At 33.3% G+C, this 24898-nt stretch carries 28 protein-coding genes and 2 riboswitches; of the genes, 13 read left to right on the plus strand and 15 right to left on the minus strand.

Features of this window, described 5'->3' with window-relative positions; genetic code table 11:
* Both pbuX and xpt read right to left on the minus strand, forming a co-directional pair.
* The gene (gene pbuX / locus KA867_RS07060; RefSeq protein ID WP_046207045.1) at positions 1-1269 is read right to left on the minus strand and encodes a xanthine permease PbuX; all 1269 of its coding nucleotides are present in this window, start codon (positions 1267-1269) and stop codon (positions 1-3) included.
* On the minus strand, positions 1266-1847 hold the full coding sequence (gene xpt, locus KA867_RS07065; RefSeq protein WP_210137520.1) for a xanthine phosphoribosyltransferase: 582 nt from the start codon (positions 1845-1847) through the stop codon (positions 1266-1268). Before xpt ends, pbuX begins: the two co-directional genes overlap by 4 nt.
* Before the next feature lie 246 nt (positions 1848-2093).
* Positions 2094-2196: riboswitch (purine riboswitch) on the minus strand.
* Positions 2197-2423: 227 nt separating this feature from the next.
* Here xpt and KA867_RS07070 point away from each other — a divergent pair.
* From KA867_RS07070 to KA867_RS07085, 4 genes are all read left to right on the plus strand, one after another.
* Positions 2424-2837: a general stress protein gene (locus KA867_RS07070; RefSeq protein WP_210137521.1), complete on the plus strand. Its 414-nt coding sequence runs from the start codon at positions 2424-2426 to the stop codon at positions 2835-2837.
* 246 nt (positions 2838-3083) lie between these two features.
* On the plus strand, positions 3084-3749 hold the full coding sequence (locus tag KA867_RS07075) for a hypothetical protein (protein ID WP_107385937.1): 666 nt from the start codon (positions 3084-3086) through the stop codon (positions 3747-3749).
* A 121-nt stretch (positions 3750-3870) separates the two neighbouring features.
* Positions 3871-4911, plus strand: a complete 1041-nt coding sequence (locus KA867_RS07080; protein ID WP_210137522.1) for a hypothetical protein — start codon at positions 3871-3873, stop codon at positions 4909-4911.
* 522 nt (positions 4912-5433) lie between these two features.
* Complete coding sequence (locus KA867_RS07085; protein WP_210137523.1) at positions 5434-6816, plus strand: L-cystine transporter; 1383 nt, start codon at positions 5434-5436, stop codon at positions 6814-6816.
* 132 nt (positions 6817-6948) lie between these two features.
* On the opposite strand, the gene KA867_RS13410 is transcribed toward KA867_RS07085, so the two are convergent.
* The 6 genes from KA867_RS13410 to nfsA form a co-directional block, all read right to left on the minus strand.
* Positions 6949-7128 carry a hypothetical protein gene (locus KA867_RS13410; protein ID WP_107383865.1) on the minus strand — a complete coding sequence of 60 codons (180 nt, stop codon included), beginning with the start codon at positions 7126-7128 and terminating at the stop codon, positions 6949-6951.
* A 90-nt stretch (positions 7129-7218) separates the two neighbouring features.
* On the minus strand, positions 7219-8109 hold the full coding sequence (gene sdaAA, locus KA867_RS07090) for an L-serine ammonia-lyase, iron-sulfur-dependent, subunit alpha (protein WP_210137524.1): 891 nt from the start codon (positions 8107-8109) through the stop codon (positions 7219-7221).
* 12 nt (positions 8110-8121) lie between these two features.
* Entirely contained in the window at positions 8122-8799 is a 678-nt protein-coding gene (gene sdaAB / locus KA867_RS07095; protein WP_210137525.1) for an L-serine ammonia-lyase, iron-sulfur-dependent subunit beta, read from the minus strand.
* Positions 8800-8811: 12 nt separating this feature from the next.
* Positions 8812-9846 carry a PTS sugar transporter subunit IIC gene (locus tag KA867_RS07100; protein WP_071560187.1) on the minus strand — a complete coding sequence of 345 codons (1035 nt, stop codon included), beginning with the start codon at positions 9844-9846 and terminating at the stop codon, positions 8812-8814.
* Positions 9847-10395: 549 nt separating this feature from the next.
* Positions 10396-10962 carry a hypothetical protein gene (locus KA867_RS07105; RefSeq protein ID WP_210137526.1) on the minus strand — a complete coding sequence of 189 codons (567 nt, stop codon included), beginning with the start codon at positions 10960-10962 and terminating at the stop codon, positions 10396-10398.
* Positions 10963-11037: 75 nt separating this feature from the next.
* A complete protein-coding gene (nfsA, locus tag KA867_RS07110; RefSeq protein WP_210137527.1) occupies positions 11038-11793 on the minus strand; it encodes an oxygen-insensitive NADPH nitroreductase in 756 nt (251 codons plus the stop codon).
* Positions 11794-12195: 402 nt separating this feature from the next.
* Here nfsA and KA867_RS07115 point away from each other — a divergent pair, with 402 nt between their 5' ends.
* The 6 genes from KA867_RS07115 to KA867_RS07140 all read left to right on the plus strand — a co-directional run bounded on the left by KA867_RS07115 (position 12196) and on the right by KA867_RS07140 (position 18935).
* Positions 12196-14187 (plus strand): catalase, encoded by a 1992-nt coding sequence (locus KA867_RS07115; protein ID WP_210137528.1) that lies wholly within the window; start codon positions 12196-12198, stop codon positions 14185-14187.
* 291 nt (positions 14188-14478) lie between these two features.
* A complete protein-coding gene (locus tag KA867_RS07120) occupies positions 14479-14829 on the plus strand; it encodes a helix-turn-helix domain-containing protein (protein WP_019469892.1) in 351 nt (116 codons plus the stop codon).
* 560 nt (positions 14830-15389) lie between these two features.
* Positions 15390-15959 (plus strand): alkyl hydroperoxide reductase subunit C, encoded by a 570-nt coding sequence (gene ahpC, locus KA867_RS07125; protein ID WP_107383858.1) that lies wholly within the window; start codon positions 15390-15392, stop codon positions 15957-15959.
* Positions 15960-15975: 16 nt separating this feature from the next.
* Positions 15976-17499, plus strand: a complete 1524-nt coding sequence (ahpF, locus tag KA867_RS07130; protein ID WP_210137529.1) for an alkyl hydroperoxide reductase subunit F — start codon at positions 15976-15978, stop codon at positions 17497-17499.
* A 273-nt stretch (positions 17500-17772) separates the two neighbouring features.
* The gene (locus KA867_RS07135; protein ID WP_210137530.1) at positions 17773-18393 is read left to right on the plus strand and encodes an NDxxF motif lipoprotein; all 621 of its coding nucleotides are present in this window, start codon (positions 17773-17775) and stop codon (positions 18391-18393) included.
* Positions 18394-18719: 326 nt separating this feature from the next.
* Complete coding sequence (locus KA867_RS07140; RefSeq protein ID WP_019469888.1) at positions 18720-18935, plus strand: hypothetical protein; 216 nt, start codon at positions 18720-18722, stop codon at positions 18933-18935.
* Between the two features lie 55 nt (positions 18936-18990).
* On the opposite strand, the gene KA867_RS07145 is transcribed toward KA867_RS07140, so the two are convergent.
* Positions 18991-19569: a histidine phosphatase family protein gene (locus KA867_RS07145; RefSeq protein WP_210137531.1), complete on the minus strand. Its 579-nt coding sequence runs from the start codon at positions 19567-19569 to the stop codon at positions 18991-18993.
* Between the two features lie 109 nt (positions 19570-19678).
* On the opposite strand from KA867_RS07145, the gene KA867_RS07150 reads away from it, so the two are divergent.
* Positions 19679-20044 (plus strand): magnetosome magnetite crystal formation protein family, encoded by a 366-nt coding sequence (locus KA867_RS07150; protein ID WP_107505023.1) that lies wholly within the window; start codon positions 19679-19681, stop codon positions 20042-20044.
* Between the two features lie 101 nt (positions 20045-20145).
* On the opposite strand, the gene KA867_RS07155 is transcribed toward KA867_RS07150, so the two are convergent.
* The 3 genes from KA867_RS07155 to KA867_RS07165 all read right to left on the minus strand — a co-directional run bounded on the left by KA867_RS07155 (position 20146) and on the right by KA867_RS07165 (position 21604).
* A complete protein-coding gene (locus tag KA867_RS07155) occupies positions 20146-20772 on the minus strand; it encodes a LysE family translocator (protein WP_019469885.1) in 627 nt (208 codons plus the stop codon).
* Positions 20773-20963: 191 nt separating this feature from the next.
* Positions 20964-21278, minus strand: coding sequence for a DMT family transporter (locus tag KA867_RS07160; protein WP_245355935.1), 315 nt, complete (start codon positions 21276-21278; stop codon positions 20964-20966).
* Positions 21278-21604: a DMT family transporter gene (locus KA867_RS07165; RefSeq protein ID WP_210137532.1), complete on the minus strand. Its 327-nt coding sequence runs from the start codon at positions 21602-21604 to the stop codon at positions 21278-21280. The genes KA867_RS07160 and KA867_RS07165 overlap by 1 nt, the downstream gene beginning before the upstream one ends.
* A gap of 52 nt (positions 21605-21656) precedes the next feature.
* Positions 21657-21754, minus strand: a riboswitch (guanidine-I (ykkC/yxkD leader).
* A 259-nt stretch (positions 21755-22013) separates the two neighbouring features.
* Here KA867_RS07165 and KA867_RS07170 point away from each other — a divergent pair.
* On the plus strand, positions 22014-22238 hold the full coding sequence (locus tag KA867_RS07170; protein WP_107383850.1) for a hypothetical protein: 225 nt from the start codon (positions 22014-22016) through the stop codon (positions 22236-22238).
* A 41-nt stretch (positions 22239-22279) separates the two neighbouring features.
* Here KA867_RS07170 and KA867_RS07175 read toward each other — a convergent pair whose 3' ends face one another.
* On the minus strand, positions 22280-22537 hold the full coding sequence (locus KA867_RS07175) for a GNAT family N-acetyltransferase (protein WP_210137533.1): 258 nt from the start codon (positions 22535-22537) through the stop codon (positions 22280-22282).
* 315 nt (positions 22538-22852) lie between these two features.
* Here KA867_RS07175 and KA867_RS07180 point away from each other — a divergent pair, with 315 nt between their 5' ends.
* The gene (locus tag KA867_RS07180) at positions 22853-23029 is read left to right on the plus strand and encodes a hypothetical protein (RefSeq protein ID WP_019469881.1); all 177 of its coding nucleotides are present in this window, start codon (positions 22853-22855) and stop codon (positions 23027-23029) included.
* A 106-nt stretch (positions 23030-23135) separates the two neighbouring features.
* Here KA867_RS07180 and merA read toward each other — a convergent pair whose 3' ends face one another.
* Positions 23136-24458 carry a hypothiocyanous acid reductase MerA gene (merA, locus tag KA867_RS07185; RefSeq protein ID WP_210137534.1) on the minus strand — a complete coding sequence of 441 codons (1323 nt, stop codon included), beginning with the start codon at positions 24456-24458 and terminating at the stop codon, positions 23136-23138.
* A complete protein-coding gene (gene hypR, locus KA867_RS07190) occupies positions 24445-24879 on the minus strand; it encodes a redox-sensitive transcriptional regulator HypR (protein WP_019469880.1) in 435 nt (144 codons plus the stop codon). Before hypR ends, merA begins: the two co-directional genes overlap by 14 nt.
* Positions 24880-24898: the final 19 nt, after the last annotated feature.

Raw genomic sequence — 24898 nt, forward strand, 5'->3', positions numbered from 1 at the left:
TTATTCCATAGTTTCTATGTTTTGTTGATTCTTAATGCCGTTAAAAAAGAAATTCAAAACAATTGCTGAAATCGCACCGAGTACAATACCATTTTGAGTTAGCCATGCGAATTGGTCTCCTAAAGCTTGAAACGCTTGAGGTACTGCACTTATACCCGTTCCTAGTCCAACTGATACCGCGATTACCAACAAATTATTTTGATTTTTGAAATTAATATTACCTAATATACTAACACCATATGCCATAACCATGCCAAACATTGCTATCATTGCACCACCTAATACTGGTAAAGGAATCATATTTGCTAAGGCGCCCAATTTAGGGATACATCCACAAATAATGAGCAAGATAACCATGCCATAGATAACTTTGTTCTTTTTAGCACCAGATAATGATACTAATCCCACATTTTGAGAATAAGCGGTATACGGAAATGCATTAAAAATAGATCCTAAGATAATCGCAATACCTTCAGCAGTATAACCTTTACGAAAATCTTTTCTTTCCAATTTCTTACCTGTAATTTCACTTAATGCATGGTAAACACCTGTTGATTCTATCAGACTGACTAATGCAACAATAAAGAATACTAAAGTTGCACCAAAATCAAAGCTGAATGTTGAAAACCTAAATGGTTGTGGTAATGAAAACCAATGTGCTTCACCAACTTGTTTCACATCAACAATGCCAAATATTGACGCTAATACAGTGCCAACGATTAAGCCAATCAAAATGGCAATAGATTTTAAGAAACCTGTTGTAAAACGTTGCACAATTAATATAACTATTAATGTAATTACACCAAGTAAGATGTTTTTGGCATCACCAAAATTTTTAGCACCTTCTCCACCTGCTAAATAATTCATCGCTACTGGCATCAAATTGATCCCTATAATTGTAACAACACTGCCTGTCACAACTGGTGGAAAGAATTTAACTAAATATGAAAAAAATGGAGCAATGATGACAACCAATATACCTGATAAGAAAAGGGAACCGTATAAATCACCAATACCTTTAGTTTGCCCGATTAAAATCATCGGTGCAACGGCTGTAAATGTGCAGCCTAAGACAATGGGCAACCCAGTTCCTGTACCTTTCCAAACTTGTAAAAATGTGGCTACACCACACATGAAAATATCAACAGTGACTAAGAAGGCAATTTGTTCTGGAGTAAAATCTAAGCTTGTCCCTACTATAATTGGTACGAGTATAGCGCCTGCATACATCGCCAACAGATGTTGTAAACTTAAGATGAATGTCTTCATGATTGTTCCTCTACAAATGTCACTTTGTTACCACTTAGAGAAGCAACTTTACATAAAGACGATACTTTCAATCCTGCTGTTTCTAAACGTTCTCTGCCTGGTTGAAAACTCTTTTCAACTACAATACCAATGCCAACAGTTTCAGCATTGGCTTGTTGAACAATTTCATTTAAGCCTAATGATGCATCACCATTAGCTAAGAAATCATCGACGATTAATACGCGATCATTTTCGTCTAAAAATTCATCTGAAACCACTACAGTACTTGTCGTATTTTTAGTGAATGAATGGATATCAGCTTGATAAGTATTTTTCGTTAACGTGCTAGGCTTTGCTTTTTTAGCAAATAAACACGGCACATCAAAGTGCATTGCTGCCATGATTGCTGGTGCAATACCAGATGCCTCAATCGTTAATACTTTAGTGATCCCTTCATCTTTAAATTGATTATAAAACGTTAGTCCCACGTCGTGCATCAGCTTTGCGTCTATTTGATGATTTAAAAACCCATCTACCTTCAAAATTTTCTCATCAATGACGACACCGTCTGCCTCAACTTTCCGTTTTAACAAATCCACTCAAAAAACCTCCTCATTTTTTATACAAAAAAAATCCTAAACTAACTTAGTTTCAGGATCTATGAGTGAACGTGCAATACTATAAAGAACTGATGTTTAACTTACAACATGTGCGTTGCAAATTAAGTCTTCAACATTCATTTCCCTAATTATGTAAAATTTGAAAACACCACAATTGTTTTAGAAGATTATATGTATAACTTCATTTCCCTAATAAAGCTTTAAAACGATTGGAGTTGAATGCTTTGTATTGTATTGGTTACCCATAGTCATGTCGTTAATGGCAACATGGTAGAAACTTCTAGAGCCATATTCTCTAGATTATATGAGTTAGATAAATTATTAACTGATGATAGCAAATTTCAGCATGATTTTCAATACGAATATTATAAGTAAGCGCTTTAAACAAAGAGATTTATTAATAATCAACGATTATAGTAACCGTTTTCTTTACTTTGAAATCAAGATTGTCAGATACGTCACTTCATTATATAATAAAAATATATTCGTTTTACCTAGTAGTTAATAGGGAAAGTATTAGATAAACAATAGAAAAGTGGACGGAGGGACAAGACAATGGCAGATTTTACAATTGTACAAAGCAAAGATGAAATACTACCAACTATTCAACAAAAATTGTCAGAAGGATATGTTGAATCTGAAATTTCGGTATTAAGTAAGACGAAACTTCATTTTGACGAGTTACATGATTCTGAAGTAAACCTCACAGCAACGAGTGGTTCATTCAGTGACAAAATGGCTAAAATTCTAACTGGAGAAGACGGTGAAGAAACTGTTTTAGCTTATTATGATATTAATGATTATGACAAAGAACGTTATAAAAAAGAACTTCTTGATAATAATTTTCTAGTTGTTGCAACTAGAGATAACTCTTCTCATGAAGAAGTTCAAGAAGCAAACGCTGCATATGCACGTAGTACTGTTGAAGATAAACATTACGCAGAAGAAACACACGGACCAAAATCCTAATCTGCGCTTAATCAAATTGTGATTTAATACAACTATTTAAAAATAATCACAACATACTTTCAAATTACTGCTTAACATATAGACTACCTTTATCAGGAGCGAACATAGAAAATCACTATGTATTTTGTGGTTTCTGTGTCGCTCCTATTTTATTTCTATTACAAATGATGCATACAATATTTTCACTGATTTCCATTAATTTCCTATGTTATAATAAACGCATTATTATTGGGGGTGCATCTATTCATGGATTTTAAAACTATCAAATCAATTGATGATCCATTATTTAAAGCAGCATTAAAACTTTACGATGGGCAATTTGACATTGATTTATCCGAAGATGAACAAATATTTAAACAATCTTTAAAAAATGAACATACCAAAGATGACTATATCTTTTTAGTAGGCTTACAGTCAGATAAAGTTGTTAGTTTAGCAACTGCACACTATGAAGCAACGACAAATTCTGCATTTTTAATCTATCTGATTGCAAATGATCAACCAGATCACGATGAATTAATTACAAATACTTTAGCACGTATTGAAAAGGAAATTAATTATTTATCCAATCAATTACACGAACACGATGTAAACTTTATTATGCTAGAAGTACCTAAAGAACCAGAACTTGTTTCAGAAGATGAGCAACAAGTGCTCAGTAATAGACGTGAATTTTTATTTAGTCATGGCTTTGAAAAGCAATATGATTTAGATTATTTAGCCCCAAATTTAAATGGATATTCAGAGGGATCACCGAAAGATTTATTTATCAAATCTAATATAGAACTGACAAAAGACATATATGGACCATGTATTAAATCAAACTATATATTAAAGTATGTATTTGCAAATAGAATTTCTAGAAGTATTATTTACCCATTATTAGAAGAAATGGATTTACGTAAATCATAGTGTACACCACTTGAAATCACTGTTAAAACAGTTTAGACTAACATAGAGGTAAGACTGACGTTTCACTAACCGAAGACAAACGTCCGTATACATAAAATCATTTATGAAAGGACTCATTTCTATGTTAACTAAAGAATTTGCACAACGTGTTGAGCTAAGTGAAAAGCAAGTCCGTAAAATCGTTCAACATTTAGAAGAACGCGGTTATCAACTTAGTAAAACTGAATATCGTGGCCGCGAAGCTACAGATTTCCAAGAAGAGGATATTGAACTCTTCCAAGATATTGCTGAAAAAGTTAAGCAGACAAACAGCTATGATTTAGCTTTTGAAGAACTCGAAAAAGAAAAAGATTTTCTACAGGTGTTAGTCAAAGAAGATGACAACAATCTACCTTCAGATCAAAATGTATCTCTACTCGTAGAGGACTTACGTACTGAAATTCAAAATATGCGTGATGAGCGCCAAATGCTTGGACAAATGATTAATCAAGTGCACCAACAACAGCAAGAATTACACAAAATGCAAAATCAGATTACTTCTAAATTAGAAGAAAATACAGAATCACTTAAAGCAATCCAATCATCTACAGACGAAATTAAATCTACACAAAGTGTCATTCAAGATTCTCAAAAAGAACAAACCGAACTTGTGAAATCTAATGTCGAATCTGAAAGTGTGCATACCAACCAAAGTTCAACGACGGATAACGACACAAATGCGTTCACTGAAAATACAACTGAACAAGCTAATACTAAAGTAACACCTGATAAAATGGCTGACACAACAGATCCACATACAAATGAGGTTTCTGAAAATGTATCAGCGGAAACTGTTGATGAAGAAATCACACAAATTAGTGAACAACCTACAGCACAATCAGCAAATTCAGAAGCTGAAAAACAAAATTCCAAAGCAAATTCAGCTAATAAATCAGATGACCCTATTGAACCGGATACTCACAAAAAAGCTTCTGAAGTAGAGCAAAAAACAGATGATAATAAAGAGGTCGCATCAGCGTCATCTACTACAAATGAGTCAAATACACAGCAATCGAATACATCTCAAGAGGCTACTTCAACTACTTCATACGGTTCGCCACTTGCTAAAGAAGAGCGCAAAGAAGAACGTAAAGGATTTTTCGCACGCCTATTTAATTTATAAGTTACAGATGATTCCAAGGTATCACAGCCTTTGGTTAAAAAGAAACGTCAATTTCTATTGAAATAGTATAGAAATTGACGTTTCTTTGTTTTGCTTGAAACCTCGTAGCTAGTTGTGTAATTATTTTTCTAATTTTCAGAGCTACTATTACTTACTAAGTCGTCGTTTAACTTATCATATTGCTCAAATCGAAGCCCGTCTAAAATGTCCACCAGTTTTTCCAAACCCAAAACTACGCTTATTTCAATTTCTTCTTTTAATCGATTATTTCGTTTCTAAATCAAAATTTTTACTTAATTTTATCTTTGTTGTATTTCTAATTAATTTAGCCAAAAATGCTTTGACACCACACCCTACCTAGATTTATAACTTCTCTAATTCTGTTTCAAAAATAAAGTCATGTAAATTTCATAATTTTTTTGAGTAATTGACTTGAATATTATTCGTTTTGCTACTATCCTTAGTATGCGTATCGGATTTAACAAAATAAATTAAATAATAGAAAGTGTAGGTCTTGTTTTTATGTTACTAACAATTTTAAACATCATTATTTTTGCGGCCTTCCTTATCGGATTATATGTAATGGCAAGAAGACATGTTTCGTTTCCTAAACGTGTCTTTACAGCTTTAGGCATCGGGATTGTCTTTGGAATTGCCATCCATTTAATATACGGTGTGGACTCAAAGGTCACTAAACAAACCACAGATTGGTTTAGTATAGTTGGAGATGGCTATATTTCATTCTTACAAATGATTGTTATACCTTTAATTTTTATTTCAATCGTTTCAGCATTTACTAAAATTAATATTGGAGAAAAATTTGCTAAAATTGGCATCTATATCTTCATTTTCTTAATTGGGACTGTAGCAATTGCAGCAATTGTCGGTATTATCTCAGCGCTTGTCTTTGGATTAGACGCATCTACAATCGATTTAGGTAGTGCCGAAAGCTCACGAGGTAGTGAACTCGCAAGTCAAGCTAAGGATATGACAGCGAACACGCTACCACAACAAATCTTAGAATTATTACCAAGTAACCCATTCTTAGATTTCACTGGTCAACGTACAACATCCACAATTGCTGTAGTAATCTTCGCTGCATTTGTTGGCTTTGCATTCTTACGTGTTATGCGTAAACAACCTGAAAGCGGGCATTTACTTAAACGCGGTATCGATGCAATTTATAATATCGTTATGGCGATTGTTACATTTGTACTACGTCTAACACCATATGGTATTTTAGCTATAATGGCGAATACAATCGCGACAAGCGACTTTGGTGCAATATGGACGTTAGGCAAATTTGTTATCGCATCTTATGCGGCATTAATTGTAATGTATATCATTCACTTACTCATTGTAACGGGTATGGGACTAAACCCTGTTACATTTGTTAAGAAAACATCTGAAGTATTGTTATTTGCATTTACTTCTCGTTCAAGTGCTGGTGCATTACCACTTAATGTTCAAACTCAAAAAAATCGTTTAGGTGTACCAGATGGTATTGCAAACTTCTCAGCTTCATTTGGTCTTTCTATTGGTCAAAACGGCTGTGCCGGTATTTATCCAGCAATGTTAGCAATCATGGTAGCGCCAGCAGCTGGTGTCGAAGTTAATTTACAATTTATTTTATCTGTCATCGGCATTGTTGTGATTAGTTCATTTGGTGTTGCTGGTGTTGGTGGTGGCGCAACATTCGCCTCTATCATTGTATTATCTACTTTAAATTTACCTGTTGCATTAGCTGGTGTGCTGATTTCAGTAGAACCACTTATCGATATGGGCCGTACTGCATTAAATGTTAACGACTCTATGCTTGCTGGTACAGGTACTGCTAAATTGACAAACAACTTAGATACTGACACTTATCATTCAAAAGAATACGGTGAAATCACAAGTTCATAATAATAAGACATCACATACTATGAACTTAAAATATCTTTCATAAATATAATTAAAGGTTGGAACGCTTGTCGTTCCAACCTTTTTTCATTTCTATACTTTTACTATATTTTCATTTTTAATTTAATCATATTACTATTTTTGTCGTTTTATCGTTATCATTAGTTTAACGTAATTATAAATAAAGACAATAATCAAACTTAACGACAATGATTTCAACAATAGGTTGACCCATGTACCGTCTGTAGTTAAGTAATACGTTACGATACTATTTATAACAAACACAATAAAAATAAGCCCTAGTTTCAGTAACATGTCTCCCACCTCTTTTAATTCAGTTTAGTGGGAAACGTGTATTTTTTCAATTCAATTTTTTATGCTAGTAAATTATATGTCCTTAGTTACTTAAGATTCAACACTTGCTGCTCCAAATATCTTTTTCTTTATCGCTTCTCCAGTAGGTGTTCCAGCTAGACCTCCCAATCCAGTTTCTCTTAACGATGCTGGCAAGTTACGTCCTACTCTATCCATCGCCTCTATCACTTCATCAACTGGTATTCTGCTTTTTATTCCCGCTAATGCTAAATCAGCTGAAATTAGTCCGTTGCCTGAACCTATAGCATTACGCATAACACATGGTATTTCAACCAATCCTGCCACAGGATCACAAACTAATCCTAATAAATTACTGATAGCTAAAGCCATCGCATGACCACTTTCTTCAGGCGTTCCACCAAATATTTCAACTGCTGCCGCTGCTGCAATTGCGGAGGCTGATCCCACCTCTGCCTGACAGCCACCAATGGCACCCGCAACACTGGCATTGTTTGCAATGATTTTGCCACATAGTGCGGCTGCAAATAAAAAGTCAATCATCTGCGCTTGTGTTAATCCGTGTGTCTTTTCTAACTTGAATAGTATACCTGGTATTGTACCTGATGAACCAGCAGTTGGCGTTGCACAAATGATTCCCATCGCAGCATTTACTTCATTTGTTGATATTGCCCCTTTTAAAGCTTCTACCATATCATGCCCAGATAATGCATGGTATTGCTCATTATATCGCTGTAGTTTCACGGTATCTTGTCCAGTATAACCCGTAACACTTTTTACACCTTCTCCAGAAAGTCCCTTTTCTAAAGCTTCTCTCATAACATCAAGGTTTTGTTTCATTAATGCACGAACTTCATCCCTCGATATCCCTTTTAAATCCATCTCCTCACGAATCATCATTTCAGCAAATGTTGTGTTGTGCGTCATTGCATAATCTATAATTTCTCGCATTGAATGATACATATTGCCACTCCTCTAACAGATATATGAAAAATTTAATTCTTTATATTTCTCGCGTAACTTACTTAAACTATCTATATCTAAAGCTTTATTTAAGTGTAATGCCAATAAACATTTGTCATTATTAATTGTTTTGATCTCTTCATTAATGTCTACTTCATACTCAATTAAATCATTAATCAAATGGTTAATTAATGAAATATTTGCTGCTCCATCTACAACCAAAATAGGTAATGCGTGATGCATAAGGATGCAAAGGCCGTCCACGTGGATACTTTTAATCTTGATTGTACCTCCACCGATTGAAATACCATTAATTTCCACATGCCGTTCGTTGCCATCTAATTTAATTAATGCGCAGTTAGGATGTTCACCTAAGCTAGCACTTGTTTCTTCTATAATTTCTATATCAATATTTTGATCTTCAGCAAATGAAATAGCGTCTTTAATACGCTCATCAAATGTACTGAAACCCATTGATCCACCTATAATTGCTAAATCCGTTCCATGCCCCTTGTGCGTGGAGGCAAATGATTCATAATAATGAATCACAATTTTTTGAGGTTCACTTTGTAGTACTGTGCGTGCAGCATTACCTATTTTTACTGCACCTGCCGTGTGAGAACTAGAAGGCCCCATCATAATTGGACCAATCACATCAAAAGCACTTTGATAATCTTGTTTTCTTGCCATTCTTCTCTCTCCTTAATTTGTCTGTTTTTTCATTCTAGGTAGATTGAAATTTAAGCTTGTCATATTAAATTTATTAATCATTTTTCCTATAACTAGACTTAGTAAAATACTAGTAATTGACACTGTAACAATCGTTATTACAGACTTAATTGGATCATTAAATCCAAACAATACAATAGCACCGGCAATTGGGGTCGCCATACCTGTCACATTGATTACTAATCCACTAAATGTGACGATACATGCGTTTACAACACCAATAAGCGCATTTGTACCATAGAGTTGTAAAGGATACTTCGCAATGATATCTATTTGGGTTAATGGTTCAACTGCAACAGCAAAAGCTTTAGAAGCGTTACCTATTTTTAATTGTTTAAACATAATGAAATTGACAAATGAGCTACCTGTACATGTCAGTGCACCAATTGCCATTGGCAAACCAGTTAGTCCTAATAAACTTGTTAATACCATAGAACTAAGTGGTGTCATACCTGTAACAGGAATAATGAGACCTAGAATAATTGCTAAGACATAAGGATTGTTATCACCAACAGCCGTCACAGCACTACCAATTTGTTTTAATAATGCGATAACGCCCGGGCTCATAATACTTGCAAGAAGGAATGAAACAGCAGGGGCAAATAAAATTACAGTTATTAAATCTAAGCCTTCAGGGACTTTCTTTTCTAAAAATTTAATAGCAAAAGAAACTAAATAAGCAGCTAAAAAAGCAGGTAGTAATTTAAAATCATGAAGTACTAAACCAACGATTACAGCAAAAACTGGCGAGACACCTAATTTTAAACAAGTAAGAAAGCCGACTGCCACACCACTTAAACTACCAGCTAAGTCACCAATCTCTTGCAAAAATTTAATGTCAAAGACGCCACCAATGGCATAACTTAAAAATGCTTGCGGTAAGAAGGTTGCACAGGCAGCGCCCGATAATGCTTGTAGTCCTTTCTTACCATAAGGTGCAAAGTTTAAAAATAGCGTCATAGCTAACAAAACAATGAGTAGCGTTCCTACACCTAAAATAATATCCATTTCCTCAAACCTCTTTCTATTTTCATTGATATCTATCACTTTTTTATTTCCAACCACATCATAAAACTTTGTGAAAGCACTTACAATGGCAAAAACAGACTTTTATGAAATATTTGTGAATAAATTCACAAAATAGAGAATTTTATATAATATAATAAACAATTTAAAAAATTGATTGTTATATTAAGTTAATGGGTTTATGAAAACAAATAAACATTAAACCTGGATATGCGTGTGAAAATTATACGAACATGAACAAACATCTGAATTTTTCTTATTATCATAAAATATTAAGTACTGTCATTGCGCAATAAACTCAAAAATCACATGAAAAAACCGCCAATTTCTATTTTGTTACAATAGAAATTGGCGATTACTGTTTAAGACAAACTGCTGATATTACAAACGCTTAAAGCATTGATAATATTGAGGTTATCAACTTAATAACTCTATTTAATATAAAAATGTTTCATGCTTAATTATTTTTCTTAACGATATCTCTTCTATAATTTCATTAAAAGATGGTTTAACATTACTTTCTAATATTTACTATCTTGGTTTGAAAGGGCCCCAAGTAATTTTCTGTTTGCCATCTAACGGAATAGTATCAATCGTATTTGACACATCATCAAACCATTTTAAAAATGCAGGGTTTTTATCTAAATGCGCTTCGGCACTGTCTTCGCTAATATCATGTAAATACCATGCCTTGCTTTCAAATTCATATTGAATCTGTGAATATGCGAGCTGAGTTAAATCAACACTATCATATAAACAGTTTACATGCTTCACGAGATTCGGGGCTTGTGAGATTAAACTATTCGATATGGTTTTTTTATGCGTTTGATTATCTAAATCATTCCACATCCTTAACTGGCCATCCATTTGGAAGAATATATCTATTGTAGAATCATCTTCGTTAAATGAAATAAGAATAAATATACGTTCTGCTGTGTGATCAACGGAATTAATTGCTCCGACAACTAACTTTTGGGCCATTTTCACCCAATAGGCTTGAGCTTCTTGAGGGGTTAGTTTACTGCTAGAAGAATAAATATATTGCTCATTCGCTTTATGATTTCCATGCGCTTTCTTACCAAAAAATTTATCAAACATGCTCAACATAACCAACCCCTTTCTTAGATATGGCCTATCCATCATAAATGACACGCAACAGAAGTTGTCAGTGAATTATTTTTTAATAAAACCAGATTTATTCAATTGTTCTAACATATCTAGTCTCTGCTTAGCACTCATAAAATTAGAAATTTGTTCTGACCATGTTTCATTACGTTCACCATTTGTACGAGATGCATAATATTTACTTACGGTTTCATCGTAATCTGCCAATGTTTTACGTTGCGTTTCTTTATCGCTGTCGTATTTATTGTGATGGAAGATATTTTCAAGTGGTAAGCGTGGTTTCGGATTTCCATTTTCGTCATCTGCTGGCAGACCTAATGCCATACCAAACAATGGGAAAGTATGCTTAGGTAAGTCTAAAATTTCACGCACACGTTCAACATCATTTCTAAGTGATCCTAAATAAACCATGCCATACCCCATATCTTCAGCTGCAGCAGCAATATTTTGAGCAGCTAATGTCGCATCAATCGTCCCGACCAATAAACCTTCTGCTGATTCAAATGATGTAGCCATATCTTTTTTAGTATTTTCATTTACAATTGCATGTCTGTAATAATCCATGACAAAAACAAATAAATAACCGTTTTCTACCACATAGGGTTGACCTGACACTTCTTTCAAGTCTTCTTTAATTTCAGGATCATCTATGCCTATAATTGAATAAGCTTGTAAATAACTAGACGTTGAAGCGCTTTGTCCCGCTTCAATTAATTTTTTAATATGTTCTTCCGAAATAGGTTCATCCTTAAAACTTCTGACTGAATGGTGTTTTTTCAATAAGTTGTATACATAATCAGACATGTATTATCCGCTCCTCTTTTATGTAAGTGTTTATAGTATTTAAATGTTAACAAAGCTCGTAGTGAATTGCTTGTTATTTGTTTACCCTTTTTCACTCTAATTAAATGTTAATCACCTATTAAATATTAGGTATTCATAAAATATATGAACAAAATAAAGCATGAATGTAACGCTTATGTGACTCAAATAAATAAATTACCTTAACATATAATATAAATGTCATAAATGAACACATAAAGCATATTTCTAAAAATCCTTCCCTTAGACTTCGCATTAACACAAACTTTTTTGCATTTTATAAAATACCTTGTTAAAAAAATAATAATGTTCAAAATTAATTCAAAATTTGAAATGTTTTCAAAATCATTAATGTGGAACGATAGTAATAAGGGGGTAATTCATTTGAGTAATAAAAAACAAGAACAATTAAAAAATGTAGAAAAAAACAATGACGATAAAGCAATGACGACGAATAATGGTGTTAAAGTTAGCGAGGATGAAAACACCTTAACTGTTGGTGAACGTGGTCCTAGCTTACTAGAAGATTTTCATTTCAGAGAAAAAATAATGCACTTTGACCATGAACGTATTCCTGAAAGAATCGTACATGCACGTGGTTTTGGCGCTCACGGTGAATTCCAAGTTTATAAAGACTTATCTGAATACACTTCTGCAGACTTTTTAACACATCCTGAAAAGACTACCCCAGTGTTTGTCAGATTTTCTACTGTCCAAGGGTCAAAAGGTTCTCCAGACACAGTAAGAGACGTGCGTGGTTTTGCTACAAAATTCTATACAGATGAAGGTATTTTTGATTTAGTAGGTAATGATATACCTGTTTTCTTTATACAGGACGCTATTAAATTTCCAGATTTAATTCACGCTGTTAAACCTGAACCGCACAATGAAATGCCTCAAGGTGGCACTGCACACGACACATTTTGGGACTTTTTCGCACAAAATCCAGAAACAATGCACACGGCTGTTTGGGCTATGAGCGACAGAGGTATCCCTAAAAATTTCAGACAAATTGAAGGCTTTGGCGTTCATACTTTCCGCTTAGTTAATAGTAAAGGTCAATCCTATTTTGTTAAATTCCATTGGAAACCAGTTCAAGGTTTAGAATCATTGGTATGGGATGAAGCACAAATCTTATCTGGTAAAGATATTGATTTCCACCGTAAAGATTTATATGAAGCAATTGAAAAAGGAGACTACCCTGAGTGGGAATTAGGTCTACAAGTCATTCGACCAGAGCAAGAATTTGATTTTGATTTTGATATTTTAGACCCAACAAAACTTTGGCCCGAAGATGAGGTTCCAGTTGAAATTGTTGGCAAAATGACGTTAAATCAAAATGTATCTAATGTTTTTGATGAAACAGAACAAGCCGCATTCCATCCTGGTCACATCGTACCTGGCATTGATTTTTCTAACGATCCTCTATTACAAGGACGTTTATTCTCATATACAGATACGCAGATATCAAGATTGGGTGGACCAAACTTTAATCAAATTCCAATTAATCGACCAGTTAACGAAGTACACAACAATCAAAGAGACGCTATGCATCAAATGAATGTCCATAAAGGACAAACAGCGTACCACAACAATGCTTTAAACAGCAACGATCCTCACACAACACCTAAAGAAGAAGGTGGCTATGAACATTACCAAGAAAAAGTTGAAGGCCGTAAAATACAAAAACGTAGTGAAAGCTTTAAAGACTACTACAGTCAAGCTAAACTTTATTTAAACAGTTTAACAGAGCCTGAATTTGACCATACCGTAGACGGATTTTCATTTGAAATTGGTAAATGTAAATCAGCTGTGGTTAAACAAAATGCAGTGAATCAATTGAACAAAGTTGATCGTACATTGGCAGAACGTGTCGCAGCAAACGTAGGTGTCGAAGTGCCAGCAGAAAATGAAGAAGTACAAACTGATGTAACAGATAGTAAATTAACAATGGAAAAATTCGATATACCATTACCTGGGCATTCTGTAGCAGTACTAGTGAATGGCGAAATAGATGAGAAGACATTAAAATCATACGCAAAAACATTTGTCGACAACAAACTCAACTATGCTTTTGTAGGTAAGCAACCCAAAGATATCACTAAAGATTTCGGCATAACTGAGACTTATGATACTGCACACCCTACATTATTTGATAGTGTGTTTGTAATTTCAGATGGTACTCAATTATCACCTGATGCAGAGACATTTGCTGAACTCACTTACAAACACAACAAACCGTTAATAGTTAATCAAGCCGCATCAGAAAAACTATCAAGTGCAAAACTAAACTTGGACGCACCCGGTGTATTTATTTCAGATGATGCTCAAACAATTGTTCAAGCATTTGAACGCGCAAGATATTGGGATAGATAAGCTTATACAATTAAAATCATTTGACCATTAAACGATATATTTAATGATACAAAAGGACGCGAAAGAAATTTTTCATTGTAATTTAATTTCTTTCGCGTCTTTTTTATGTATATATGGATAAATACATACTAAACATTTAAAGATTTAATTTAAAGATTTAATTTTAAGCTCTATTTATTCCAAAATACCTTCAAACACGCAATTGCAACCACTAGTTGCACACTAGGAAACGATTAAGTGCGTGACTTTACATGGTTATACAGTTAATTTCAAATAAAAGGAGTGATAACTATGGAAATCGGAACACGAATCAAAGAACAACGTGAACTCAAAAATTGGTCACAAGATGAACTTGCAGAAATATTAAATATTTCACGTCAAAGTATTTCAAAATGGGAACTAAACAAAGTCTATCCTAGTATTGATATGCTCATTAAAATGAGCGATTTATTCGACGTGTCTTTAGATGAACTCATTAAAGGAGATAAAGCATTAAAAAAGACGATTATTGAAACTTATCAACAACCTGTTTCTAATCAGAAAGATCGACCTATGAATGGTTGGGAGTTTTTATCTAACTATTGGTGGTTATTCTTCCCCGTAGCGTTTATTATTTGGTGGATGGTACAGTCGTTTGTTTGATTATAAAAAGCGATGCTTCCAAATTTACAATAATTACTCTATGCAATTTAATCATCCAATAAATACAGTTATCTATTTTTAGCATGAAACCGTTGAATAAATGTAAAAATACAATGATAGTGTTGAACAATAAATTTATTAATTATCATTAAGCACGATGTAATATTCGCTTATCATTACAAATTCCGCAAGCGGTAATTGCATTCACAAATTTGTGACAATTTTGATAAGCCCATCATATCAAACTTTCATAGCCTTCCTTCTCAATTCTTATGTTTAGTTGAGAATAGGAAGGCTATTTATTGAGTGTGAAAGAAAATACAAATAATGTATATGCTTTCATTTTTGAATGTAGTTGAATCAACTTTATTGTCTTCCAATGCAAATGACGAGTACGATTTAAAACCACCGTGCTTTGAAGGTTCTAATGTTGACGAAACGGTAGCTACATGCAATAATAGTAAACGAAAGATTAGAATTATTATAATTAAGAAATTATGATAATCTAATTCAATAATACTTAAACTAACACTAAGTTATTAAATAGGAGGATGTTTCACATGTCTTTAATCAACAAGGAAATTTTACCATTTACAGCTAATGCTTACGATCCAAAGAAAGATGAGTTTTTCGAAGTTTCTGATGAAAACTTAAAAGGTTCTTGGAGTGTTGTTTGCTTCTACCCAGCAGACTTCTCATTCGTATGCCCTACTGAATTAGAAGATTTACAAAATCAATATGATAAATTACAAGAATTAGGTGTGAACGTATATTCAGTTTCAACTGATACACACTTCGTACACAAAGCTTGGCACGATCACTCTGAAGCAATCAACAAAATTCAATATACAATGATTGGTGACCCTTCACAAACAATCACTCGTAATTTTGACGTATTAGATGAAGAACTTGGTCTAGCTCAACGTGGTACATTTATCGTTGACCCTGATGGTGTAGTTCAAGCAGCTGAAGTTAATGCAGACGGTATTGGCCGTGATGCAAGTACATTAGTACACAAAATTAAAGCAGCGCAATATGTACGTCAACACCCAGGTGAAGTTTGCCCAGCAAAATGGGAAGAAGGTTCAGAAACATTACAACCTGGTCTTGACTTAGTAGGTAAAATCTAAGGAGGCATTGATTTGAATGCTTAATGATCAGCTAAAATCACAATTACAACAATTACTTCAATTAATGGAAGGTGATGTTGTACTAAGCGCAAGTCTTGGTACAGATGATAAATCAAAAGAACTAAAAGAGTTGCTAGATGAAGTTGCTGCAGCATCATCTCATATCACAATTGAAGAGAAAGACTTAAAACGCACACCAAGCTTTACAGTGGATAAACCTGACGAAGATACAGGTATTACATTCGCTGGGTTACCTATGGGGCATGAATTTAATTCACTTGTATTAGCTTTATTACAAGTAAGTGGTCGCGCACCTAAAGAAGAACAATCTGTAATAGATCAAATTAAAGCTTTAGATCGCCCACTCAATTTTGAAACTTATATTAGTTTAACTTGTCAAAAATGCCCTGATGTCGTTCAAGCATTGAACTTAATGAGTTTATTAAACCCAAATATCACTCATACAATGATTGATGGTGCTATTTTCAGAGAAGAATCTGAGGATATCATGGCAGTACCAGCTATCTATTTAGATGGTGAAGAATTTGGCAATGGACGCATGACAGTACAAGATATATTATCTGAACTAGGTAGTAAAGCAGACCCTTCAGAATTCAACGATAAAGATCCTTATGACGTGTTAATCGTTGGCGGTGGCCCTGCGAGTGGTAGTGCCGCTATCTATACTGCCCGTAAAGGATTGCGCACTGGTATTGTTGCTGATCGCATTGGTGGTCAAGTCAATGATACTGCAACAATTGAAAACTTTATTACTGTCAAAGAAACAGATGGTCCTAAATTCTCATCTGCACTTGAAGACCATGTAAAACAATATAATGTGGATATCATGACAGGTGTCAGAGCAAGTGATATTGAAAAAACAGACAATGGTATTGTTATCACTTTAGATAATGATGCTAAATTACAAAGTAAAACTGTTATTATTGCTACAGGTGCACGCTGGCGTAAGTTAGAAGTACCTGGTGAAGAAGCCCTTATTAATAAAGGGGTGGCATTCTGCCCGCACTGTGACGGACCTCTATTTGAAAATAAAAACGTTGCTGTTGTAGGTGGCGGTAACTCAGGTGTTGAAGCTGCAATAGACTTAGCAGGTATCGTAGAACATGTTACCCTACTTGAGCGTAACGCTACACTCAGAGCAGACAACGTATTACAAGAACGTCTAAGCTCTTTACCAAACGTTACAATTATTAAAAATGCACAAACAACTGAAGTATTAGGTGAAAATGCAGTTACTGGTCTTAAATATCAAGACAAAGCATCTGGTGAAGATCACACGATAGAATTGGAAGGTATATTCGTACAAATCGGACTACTTCCAAATACAGAATGGTTAGAAAATTACGTTGAATTAAACCAAGCAAATGAAATAATCATTGATCGTAAAAATGCTACAAGCATCCCTGGAGTATTTGCTGCAGGTGATGTCACAGACGATCGTAATAAACAAATTATTATTTCAATGGGCGCAGGTGCAAATGCTGCACTAAATGCATTTGACTATATTATTCGACACTAATTACTTCCCTATTCAAATAGATTATAAAGGAGGACCAAATTGGTTCTCCTTTTTTATTTTTGTTGTTTTAGCTTCTATGTGATAGCAGCGACATTTTTTCACTGGTATGAAATGTATAGTCTCGAATTTTCAAACTTTGTTCAAAAGATTGTGCGTTTAACTTTACGACATCTATATCAATCAATAGCTTGAAATGATAGTCTTAGGTTATAATTTCAAAAGCACATAAATTAATATATAAATCGGACTATTATTAAAGGAGCAATACGTTTTATGAAAAAAAGTATACTTATAACATTAGTACTCATGCTAACTGTGATACTCACAGCATGTGCTAATGGTGATTCAAATGGTGATAAGCAACACAGTGAGAGACACGCCCCTTCAAATGTAAAAAAAGTTACAGAAAATAATATCTTTGATAATAACAAAAAAGGCGAAAATATTAGCGAGGCGGAAATGAACAAAGCGATTAAAAAATATCTGGATGTTAATTCAGATATCCTCGACAATAAATATTTACTACAATACAAATTAGATAAACAAACCGGTACAGATACTAAAATTACAGATGCACAAGCAAAAAGATTATCTGATTTATCACACAATGCAGTTAAAAATGACGTGCGTTTCAAAAAATTTGTCAAAGACAATCATCTACCTAAAGGTTATAAAGACGATGTTGATCGAATCATAAACTACTTCACAGCGTTAAATACCACTATTAAAGATGCTGATAAGCAAATTGAAGAAGTAAACTATCAACCTCAAAATAAGCTAAACGTAGTAGACGTACCCGCAGAAAATGCAGGTAACGTAAATGGTAAAAAACAAGAAAAAATCAAAAAGTTCCTTAAAGATAAGGGTATTAAAAGTGATGCAATAGATAAGTAAAGTACGATTCACCGTTATGGAACTACTTAATTTTGTGAACAATTTTTGAATAATTATCAAATTCACTTTAAATTGCTATCGAATTAAACATGGTCCATTACAAAATGATGACATTACTTATTTCCAGCACCATAAAGCCTTTTAAGCGCTTACTTAAGCTTATATGATTCATATTGACTTATGTTTGTAAAAAACCTTACACGATTGTAAGGTTTTTTAATATAAAATGCCTTTTTTTCTCAGAGAAGTATTTGTTATCCTATGTTATAAGATTGAACATAGTAAACGTAGGAGCACAGCCAAAAACTTTTTAAGGAGGTCGCACTATGGTAATTACGATTTTACTAGGTGCCATGGCTGCTGTCTTCATAGCTTTTAATCTCTTTGAGAAAAAAGAAACTTATGGCGTAATTTCATATAAATCCATTGCTTTAAGCATTACTTACGTCATACTCGCAGTTATTGTTGGTAGCTTCTTAGACAATATCAACACTATATTCCAAGGATTTCACGATAGCTTAACAGCAGCAAAAAAATATTAACCTGAACTGAGAAGATAAACAGTTCAGGTTTTTTTAATACATGATTTTATCGATACTATAGCTCAATTTCATAAGGTACACAATTTTCAATTTTCTTATCTATCACAGATGTTTTATTTTCATAACCTAAATAAACGAAGCAACACCTAATTGCAACTTGGTGGGCAATGATTACAACAGTATCTAAAGATGTATCTAGTTCTTGTTTAAAAAATGTTTCTACACGTTGTAACACATCTTCATAACTTTCCCCTGCTGGTGCTTTTTGAGTAAAGCTGTGTCTAAACGAACTGTTTGGACCACCATTAAAATATGTTTCAAATTGACTATTTTGTTCAATTTCACTCACTTTTTCGCCCTCAAACTTACCTAAAGAACGTTCTCTCAATAATGTCGTCACACTTGCCGGAATATCTTTATCAAAAATTGCATTATAAGTCTGTCTCGTTCTTGTTAAATCAGACATATAGATATGATCAATTTTCAATTTATTAAAATGATGTTGTAATAATTGTGCGTCTCGAGCGCCTTTTTCAGTTAATGGAACGTCTAATTGACCACAAAAATAATGATTTCCTTCTTTTTTATCATAATTTGATTTTGATTCACCATGGCGAATTAAGTATAACTTCATATGTTTGTACTCCTTTGCATTTTTAAATAAGGTAACATTTTTGTTAGATGAGGTATAACTTCTATAAAACAAGATTTATTTTTGTTACTTTAAATGTGAGGTGATAAAAATGAATGAACAACCTTTAAAATCAGATACACAAGCAGGACGTGTTTTAGCTTCTGTAAGTTATTTTAGTATATTTTTCGCACCAATCATATTACCCATCATCATTTGGATTTTTGCTGACAAACCAGCATCAACGCATGCTGCTAAATCGTTATTCTATCATATCATCACATATTTAGGGCCAATATTTATTATTATCATTGCAAGCTTAGGTGGTATGCTAGTCAATCAACAACATCATACAATTATGGTGATAACGATTATTTTTGCAGTTATTTTAATTATACTCACGATTTGGTATACGATTAAAAATGTTTATCGTGGCATCAAAGTATTGATTTCTGAAAATGCTTATTTTAACCCCTAAGATAAATCGTTTGTTTTTGAATATTAGCTAGCCATGAAAATATACTAAAAAACAGCTTGGGAAGTTTTGACTTCCTCAAGCTGTTTTTAGTTAAATCTAGATTAACTACTTTTGCTAAATAATAAATTAAGCGACAGACCAATCAATACTGCTCCTACCGTATAGTCAAAAATAGCTTTAATCTTTCTGTTTGCAAAAAGTAATTTAATGTATTGAAAAATATATACACAGAAAATAAACCATAATAAAATAACCGTTGTTACAATCGCAGATAACACCGCTATTTGTGTTGTAACACCATCGCCCGCACTTAAAAATTGCGGCAAGATACTTATGTAATAGAGTAATGCTTTGGGATTTAAAATGGTACTAAAGAAACCTTGTCTATATGAGCTTAAATAACTTATTTGTTGTGCTTTCATTTGTGTGGTTGAAAAATTCATACTTTGTCGTGCGCTAATAATACTTTTGATACCTAAATATATAAGATAACAAGCACCCAGTATTTTAATCACTAAAAACACATAATACATATTAGCCAAAATAAAAATAATACCAAATACCGCTAGTAGAGAGTAAACAACATGGCCTGTCGTTATGCCCAATGCTGCCATTGCGCCATTACCTTTACCAGAAGTAATCGAATTTTTCATCACGACGAAAAAATCAGGTCCTGGAACGATAATAATCATTAATGTAATTGTTATAAATGCGGCTAATCCTTCCATTTTCTGCACCTCCACCTTAATTATGTTATCAAGATGCACACGGTATCGCAACACGCGAAATAAATCTTTTACTATCCGTTTATTATAAAGTGAAAATAATAGATGAACTAAATTCAAATTGAGATCATTGATTAATATTTGAAAAACTTGGAACAGAAAAACGAATTGTTGTGATTCAAATTAATTCGTTTTTAGCTTAATAATTTCAAACCAATCGTGCTACCCAATATAACAAGGATACAAATAATCCGTTTAATATCTGTTGATTCTTTATAAAAAACCATACCTAAAACTGCTCCTCCAACAGCACCAATACCGGTCCATACAGCATATGCAGTACTCATCGGCAACTGTTGCATAGCAATAGATAATGCTAAAAAACTAATTGCAAAGAATGTTAACATCAAACCGAGCGATTTATATTTGCGACTATGTACATAAGCATTCAAAAATGTAATACCAAGCATTTCAAATACACCTGCACAAATCAATAAAATCCAAGCCATTATGAACGTCCTCCTTCATTTGTTGTTACTAATTTCAGACTAATTACACCTAGCAACAATGTTATGATTAATACTATTTTCCCTGGATTAAATGGTTGACCAAAGAATATAAAATCAAATAACGTAACGCCTGTTGTACCAAGTCCTACAAAAACTGCATAAGAGGTACCCACTGGCAATACTTTTGATGCTTCAATAAGAAGATAAAAACTTAAAAACATAGCAATCACTGTCAAAATCCATTCAAATATTGATAAAGCATGAGTTAAACCAATCACCCAGCCTACTTCAAAGATGGCTGCAATAACAATTTTCAACCAATTCATATCAAAATCCTCCTTTAAAATTAAAAAAGCCTGGGAGATAGTTATCTATACTATCTCCCAGGCTTTTATCCTTCCGTGTCACATATAAATATGTGCCTTTCTCTCGGACCAAACCAACGCCATCGTTGTGGAACCCTAGAAAGGTTTATTCAATTAATGAAATCGTATCAAATTACACTTCAAACTGCAAGTTCAGATGCTTCATTTTACAATAAATTATATTAATTCTTATAAAGAAAGCGTTTTAAATTAATTTTTAGGCCAAAATGCTCTACTTTTTATGTATTTTAATGTATAATAAGGATTACATTATAATAATTATAATGTAATGGTGTTGTTAATGAAACTTATTCTCAATTGAGCACTTCCGTTAGCTAGACCAAAATATTGATAAAAGTGAGGGATTATTATGAAATTGTTAAATTACAAAATGCAAAAAAATGAACTCGTTGCTACTGTATTATCTGACAAGAAACAAGTATTCAAATATACGTTTGATGTAAATACTCCAGAATATGAAATTTTAGATGTACTTGAAGAAATCAACCATTACGTTGACAATGGTCATCATCCACTAGGTTGTTCTTTATTGAAAAACTATTCACATGAGGATGTGAGCCACAATATTTTATAATCTAGATTCTCGACCAAAAAGGTGAGTATAACTGATAGACATTAATCAGTATACTCGCCTTTTAATTTTTGATATAACCCTTCAACACCATGCGTTGAAATTACATGCACGCAAGACACCCGCCCCAATTGTTTATTCATTCTACATACAAGGTCATAACCTATACCGTAATTTTGAAAGGACTTATCCACGATAACATCATAAATTGACGCATTAAAAACACTGCCTGATAAATTTCGAACCAATCCTTCGACACTACCATTGTATTTTGCTATCACTATATGTGTACTAGCATTCATAACTGCTTTAATCTTATTATGCCTAATCCAACCATTTGAGTGAAATATTTTTAAAAATCTTCTAGTTTATTTGAATCAAATACATAAGTATAAACTATTTTCATCTCTATCACACCCTCATCATTTGTGTGTATCAATCTATTTTATAACTTACTATACCCTTACATTACATAATCATTTATAATATATTTAACTCATCGGTTAATGTCACATCACATATGATGTGCAAAGAAGGCGTTAATACAAGCAGTTAACAGGGTAAAGAGATAGTAAAGACGTTATTATTTTATCGATAAAAGTAAGGGGGGACGCAAAATGTGGATTGTTTCAATATTACTCATTATCGTTGGTATTGTGTTGCTCATCATAAATAAACGCACACCTAAAAATGAAGGTGTCGGCAAAAAACAAAGTTTAGTAAGCTTTGGCGTTGTCTGTTTAATCATTGGTATTTTCGGATTCATAGGTCAGATTATTAGATCAATTATATAAAATTTAATATAAAAATAAGAGCGGGGTAGAAATCCAATTAAACCAGATTTCGTAACCCTGCTCTTTTTGATTCGACATTTTTTAATAAGTGTTAAAAATATTTGCCTTACATATTAAATAAGTCATTAAATGATTCAACCATTGTAGGATGTGTATAAATATTTTCTTTTAATACTTCATAAGATAAGTGTTGATCAATTGCTAATTTTACTAAATTAATAATTTCCTCAGATTGTAAGCCATATAATGTAGCTCCCAATATTTCACTCGTTTCTTTATTAACTACTGCTTTAAACAAACCTCTTGTATCATTGTTTATTTTATGACGCGGAATTGTGTTTACAGGTACTGCATTTTCTAAAATTTGATAGCCTTGCGCTTTGGCTTCTTCTGCTGTTAAACCTACACGTGATAATGGTGGATCAATAAATACAGTGTATGGCACAGCACCGCGATTTTCAGTAGTACGTTCGCCATTACCAAATAATTGATCTTTTACAATTCTGAAGTCATCCAATGAAATATACGTGAATTGCATGCCGCCTTTAACATCACCTAATGCATAAATATTTGGCACATTCGTTTGTAAGTTTTGGTTTACTTTGATTTCTCCATGTTCACCAATTTCAACATCCGTATTTTCTAAACCTAAGTCTGTATTAGGTTGACGACCAGTGGCTAACAATACCGCGTCTGCTTCATAGCTACCTTGCGTTGTGTGTACTGTCGTACCAGATGCATTATCTTCAAAACGCTCTGTATCAGCATTGAATACCAGATTAACACCTTTATTTTCAAGATCTTTTTTGACTTCTGCCACAACATCTTTATCTTCTTTAGGCATAATATCATCATGTCTCTCTAAAACTGTTACTTGTGTATCAAAGTTCGCAAACATAGAAGCAAATTCTAGTGCAATATAACCTCCACCCACAATAACTAAACGCTTAGGTTGTGTAGCCAATTCCATAATGCCAGTAGAATCATATAAATATTGTGATGTTTCTACACCTTCGATAGATGGAATAATTGGTTGTGCACCTGTATTAATCACTATATCTTCGGCAGTAATTGTTTCTTGTACCTCACCACTTCCATCTAATAATTCTACTTCATTGTTAGATTTAAATGCTGCAGTATAATCTAATACGCTGATATTATCTTCATCTGCCAAGTTATGATAATTCTTATTGTTTAGCGCATTTACTACATCATGTTTTCGAGAAAAAGCTTGTTCAAATGAGCCGTGCGCTAAACCTTCATGTACAAGTGTTTTTGAAGGAATACAACCTATATTAATGCATGTACCACCATACATTTTTTGAGATTTTTCAACTACAGCTACACTTTTTCCTTGGCCAGACGCAAATTTCGCTAAAGTTTTACCACCTTTACCAAATCCAATAATTAATAAATCATACTTTTTCATAATTATCCTCCTTAATCGTTTCGTTTAAGACATCTTTAATCGTTACATTTTGATAATAATGAATTAATAGCTCTTCTTCTTTTTTATAAAACTTAAACATCGTGTTGCCTATTTCTTTTGAAACTTCACAGTCACTGCCTGCATCACCAGTAAATAAGCGCCCTTCCGAACGGTCTTCTTTAAACATCACAAATAGTTCAGACAAGTTGACATTTGCTGTCATATCATTAGCCTGGTATCCTCCAAATTTACCTCTTGAAGTTTCTAAATAATGATGTTGGTTTAACTTACGTGTTACCCTGCGTAATTGAACCGGATTAATACAGATACGTTCTGCTAATTCATTGCTGCTAAAACGCTCATCATAGTGCTTTAACAAAAAAGTCAGTAAATGAACTGCTATATTGAATTCTAAATTCATAGAAATCACCTTTTACGTT

The organism is Staphylococcus sp. GDH8C109P (assembly GCF_017893405.1).
GTDB lineage: Bacteria > Bacillota > Bacilli > Staphylococcales > Staphylococcaceae > Staphylococcus > Staphylococcus cohnii.

What these genes read in the sequence shown, in the direction of transcription:
- pbuX (WP_046207045.1), bottom strand. Translation starts at nt 1,269, where the DNA reads ATGAAGACATTCATCTTAAGTTTACAACATCTGTTGGCGATGTATGCA.
- KA867_RS07070 (WP_210137521.1), top strand. Translation starts at nt 2,424, where the DNA reads ATGGCAGATTTTACAATTGTACAAAGCAAAGATGAAATACTACCAACT.
- KA867_RS07075 (WP_107385937.1), top strand. Translation starts at nt 3,084, where the DNA reads ATGGATTTTAAAACTATCAAATCAATTGATGATCCATTATTTAAAGCA.
- KA867_RS07080 (WP_210137522.1), top strand. Translation starts at nt 3,871, where the DNA reads ATGTTAACTAAAGAATTTGCACAACGTGTTGAGCTAAGTGAAAAGCAA.
- KA867_RS07085 (WP_210137523.1), top strand. Translation starts at nt 5,434, where the DNA reads ATGTTACTAACAATTTTAAACATCATTATTTTTGCGGCCTTCCTTATC.
- KA867_RS13410 (WP_107383865.1), bottom strand. Translation starts at nt 7,128, where the DNA reads ATGTTACTGAAACTAGGGCTTATTTTTATTGTGTTTGTTATAAATAGT.
- sdaAA (WP_210137524.1), bottom strand. Translation starts at nt 8,109, where the DNA reads ATGTATCATTCAATGCGAGAAATTATAGATTATGCAATGACGCACAAC.
- sdaAB (WP_210137525.1), bottom strand. Translation starts at nt 8,799, where the DNA reads ATGGCAAGAAAACAAGATTATCAAAGTGCTTTTGATGTGATTGGTCCA.
- KA867_RS07100 (WP_071560187.1), bottom strand. Translation starts at nt 9,846, where the DNA reads ATGGATATTATTTTAGGTGTAGGAACGCTACTCATTGTTTTGTTAGCT.
- KA867_RS07105 (WP_210137526.1), bottom strand. Translation starts at nt 10,962, where the DNA reads ATGTTTGATAAATTTTTTGGTAAGAAAGCGCATGGAAATCATAAAGCG.
- nfsA (WP_210137527.1), bottom strand. Translation starts at nt 11,793, where the DNA reads ATGTCTGATTATGTATACAACTTATTGAAAAAACACCATTCAGTCAGA.
- KA867_RS07120 (WP_019469892.1), top strand. Translation starts at nt 14,479, where the DNA reads ATGGAAATCGGAACACGAATCAAAGAACAACGTGAACTCAAAAATTGG.
- ahpC (WP_107383858.1), top strand. Translation starts at nt 15,390, where the DNA reads ATGTCTTTAATCAACAAGGAAATTTTACCATTTACAGCTAATGCTTAC.
- ahpF (WP_210137529.1), top strand. Translation starts at nt 15,976, where the DNA reads ATGCTTAATGATCAGCTAAAATCACAATTACAACAATTACTTCAATTA.
- KA867_RS07135 (WP_210137530.1), top strand. Translation starts at nt 17,773, where the DNA reads ATGAAAAAAAGTATACTTATAACATTAGTACTCATGCTAACTGTGATA.
- KA867_RS07140 (WP_019469888.1), top strand. Translation starts at nt 18,720, where the DNA reads ATGGTAATTACGATTTTACTAGGTGCCATGGCTGCTGTCTTCATAGCT.
- KA867_RS07145 (WP_210137531.1), bottom strand. Translation starts at nt 19,569, where the DNA reads ATGAAGTTATACTTAATTCGCCATGGTGAATCAAAATCAAATTATGAT.
- KA867_RS07150 (WP_107505023.1), top strand. Translation starts at nt 19,679, where the DNA reads ATGAATGAACAACCTTTAAAATCAGATACACAAGCAGGACGTGTTTTA.
- KA867_RS07155 (WP_019469885.1), bottom strand. Translation starts at nt 20,772, where the DNA reads ATGGAAGGATTAGCCGCATTTATAACAATTACATTAATGATTATTATC.
- KA867_RS07160 (WP_245355935.1), bottom strand. Translation starts at nt 21,278, where the DNA reads ATGGCTTGGATTTTATTGATTTGTGCAGGTGTATTTGAAATGCTTGGT.
- KA867_RS07165 (WP_210137532.1), bottom strand. Translation starts at nt 21,604, where the DNA reads ATGAATTGGTTGAAAATTGTTATTGCAGCCATCTTTGAAGTAGGCTGG.
- KA867_RS07170 (WP_107383850.1), top strand. Translation starts at nt 22,014, where the DNA reads ATGAAATTGTTAAATTACAAAATGCAAAAAAATGAACTCGTTGCTACT.
- KA867_RS07175 (WP_210137533.1), bottom strand. Translation starts at nt 22,537, where the DNA reads ATGAATGCTAGTACACATATAGTGATAGCAAAATACAATGGTAGTGTC.
- KA867_RS07180 (WP_019469881.1), top strand. Translation starts at nt 22,853, where the DNA reads ATGTGGATTGTTTCAATATTACTCATTATCGTTGGTATTGTGTTGCTC.
- merA (WP_210137534.1), bottom strand. Translation starts at nt 24,458, where the DNA reads ATGAAAAAGTATGATTTATTAATTATTGGATTTGGTAAAGGTGGTAAA.
- hypR (WP_019469880.1), bottom strand. Translation starts at nt 24,879, where the DNA reads ATGAATTTAGAATTCAATATAGCAGTTCATTTACTGACTTTTTTGTTA.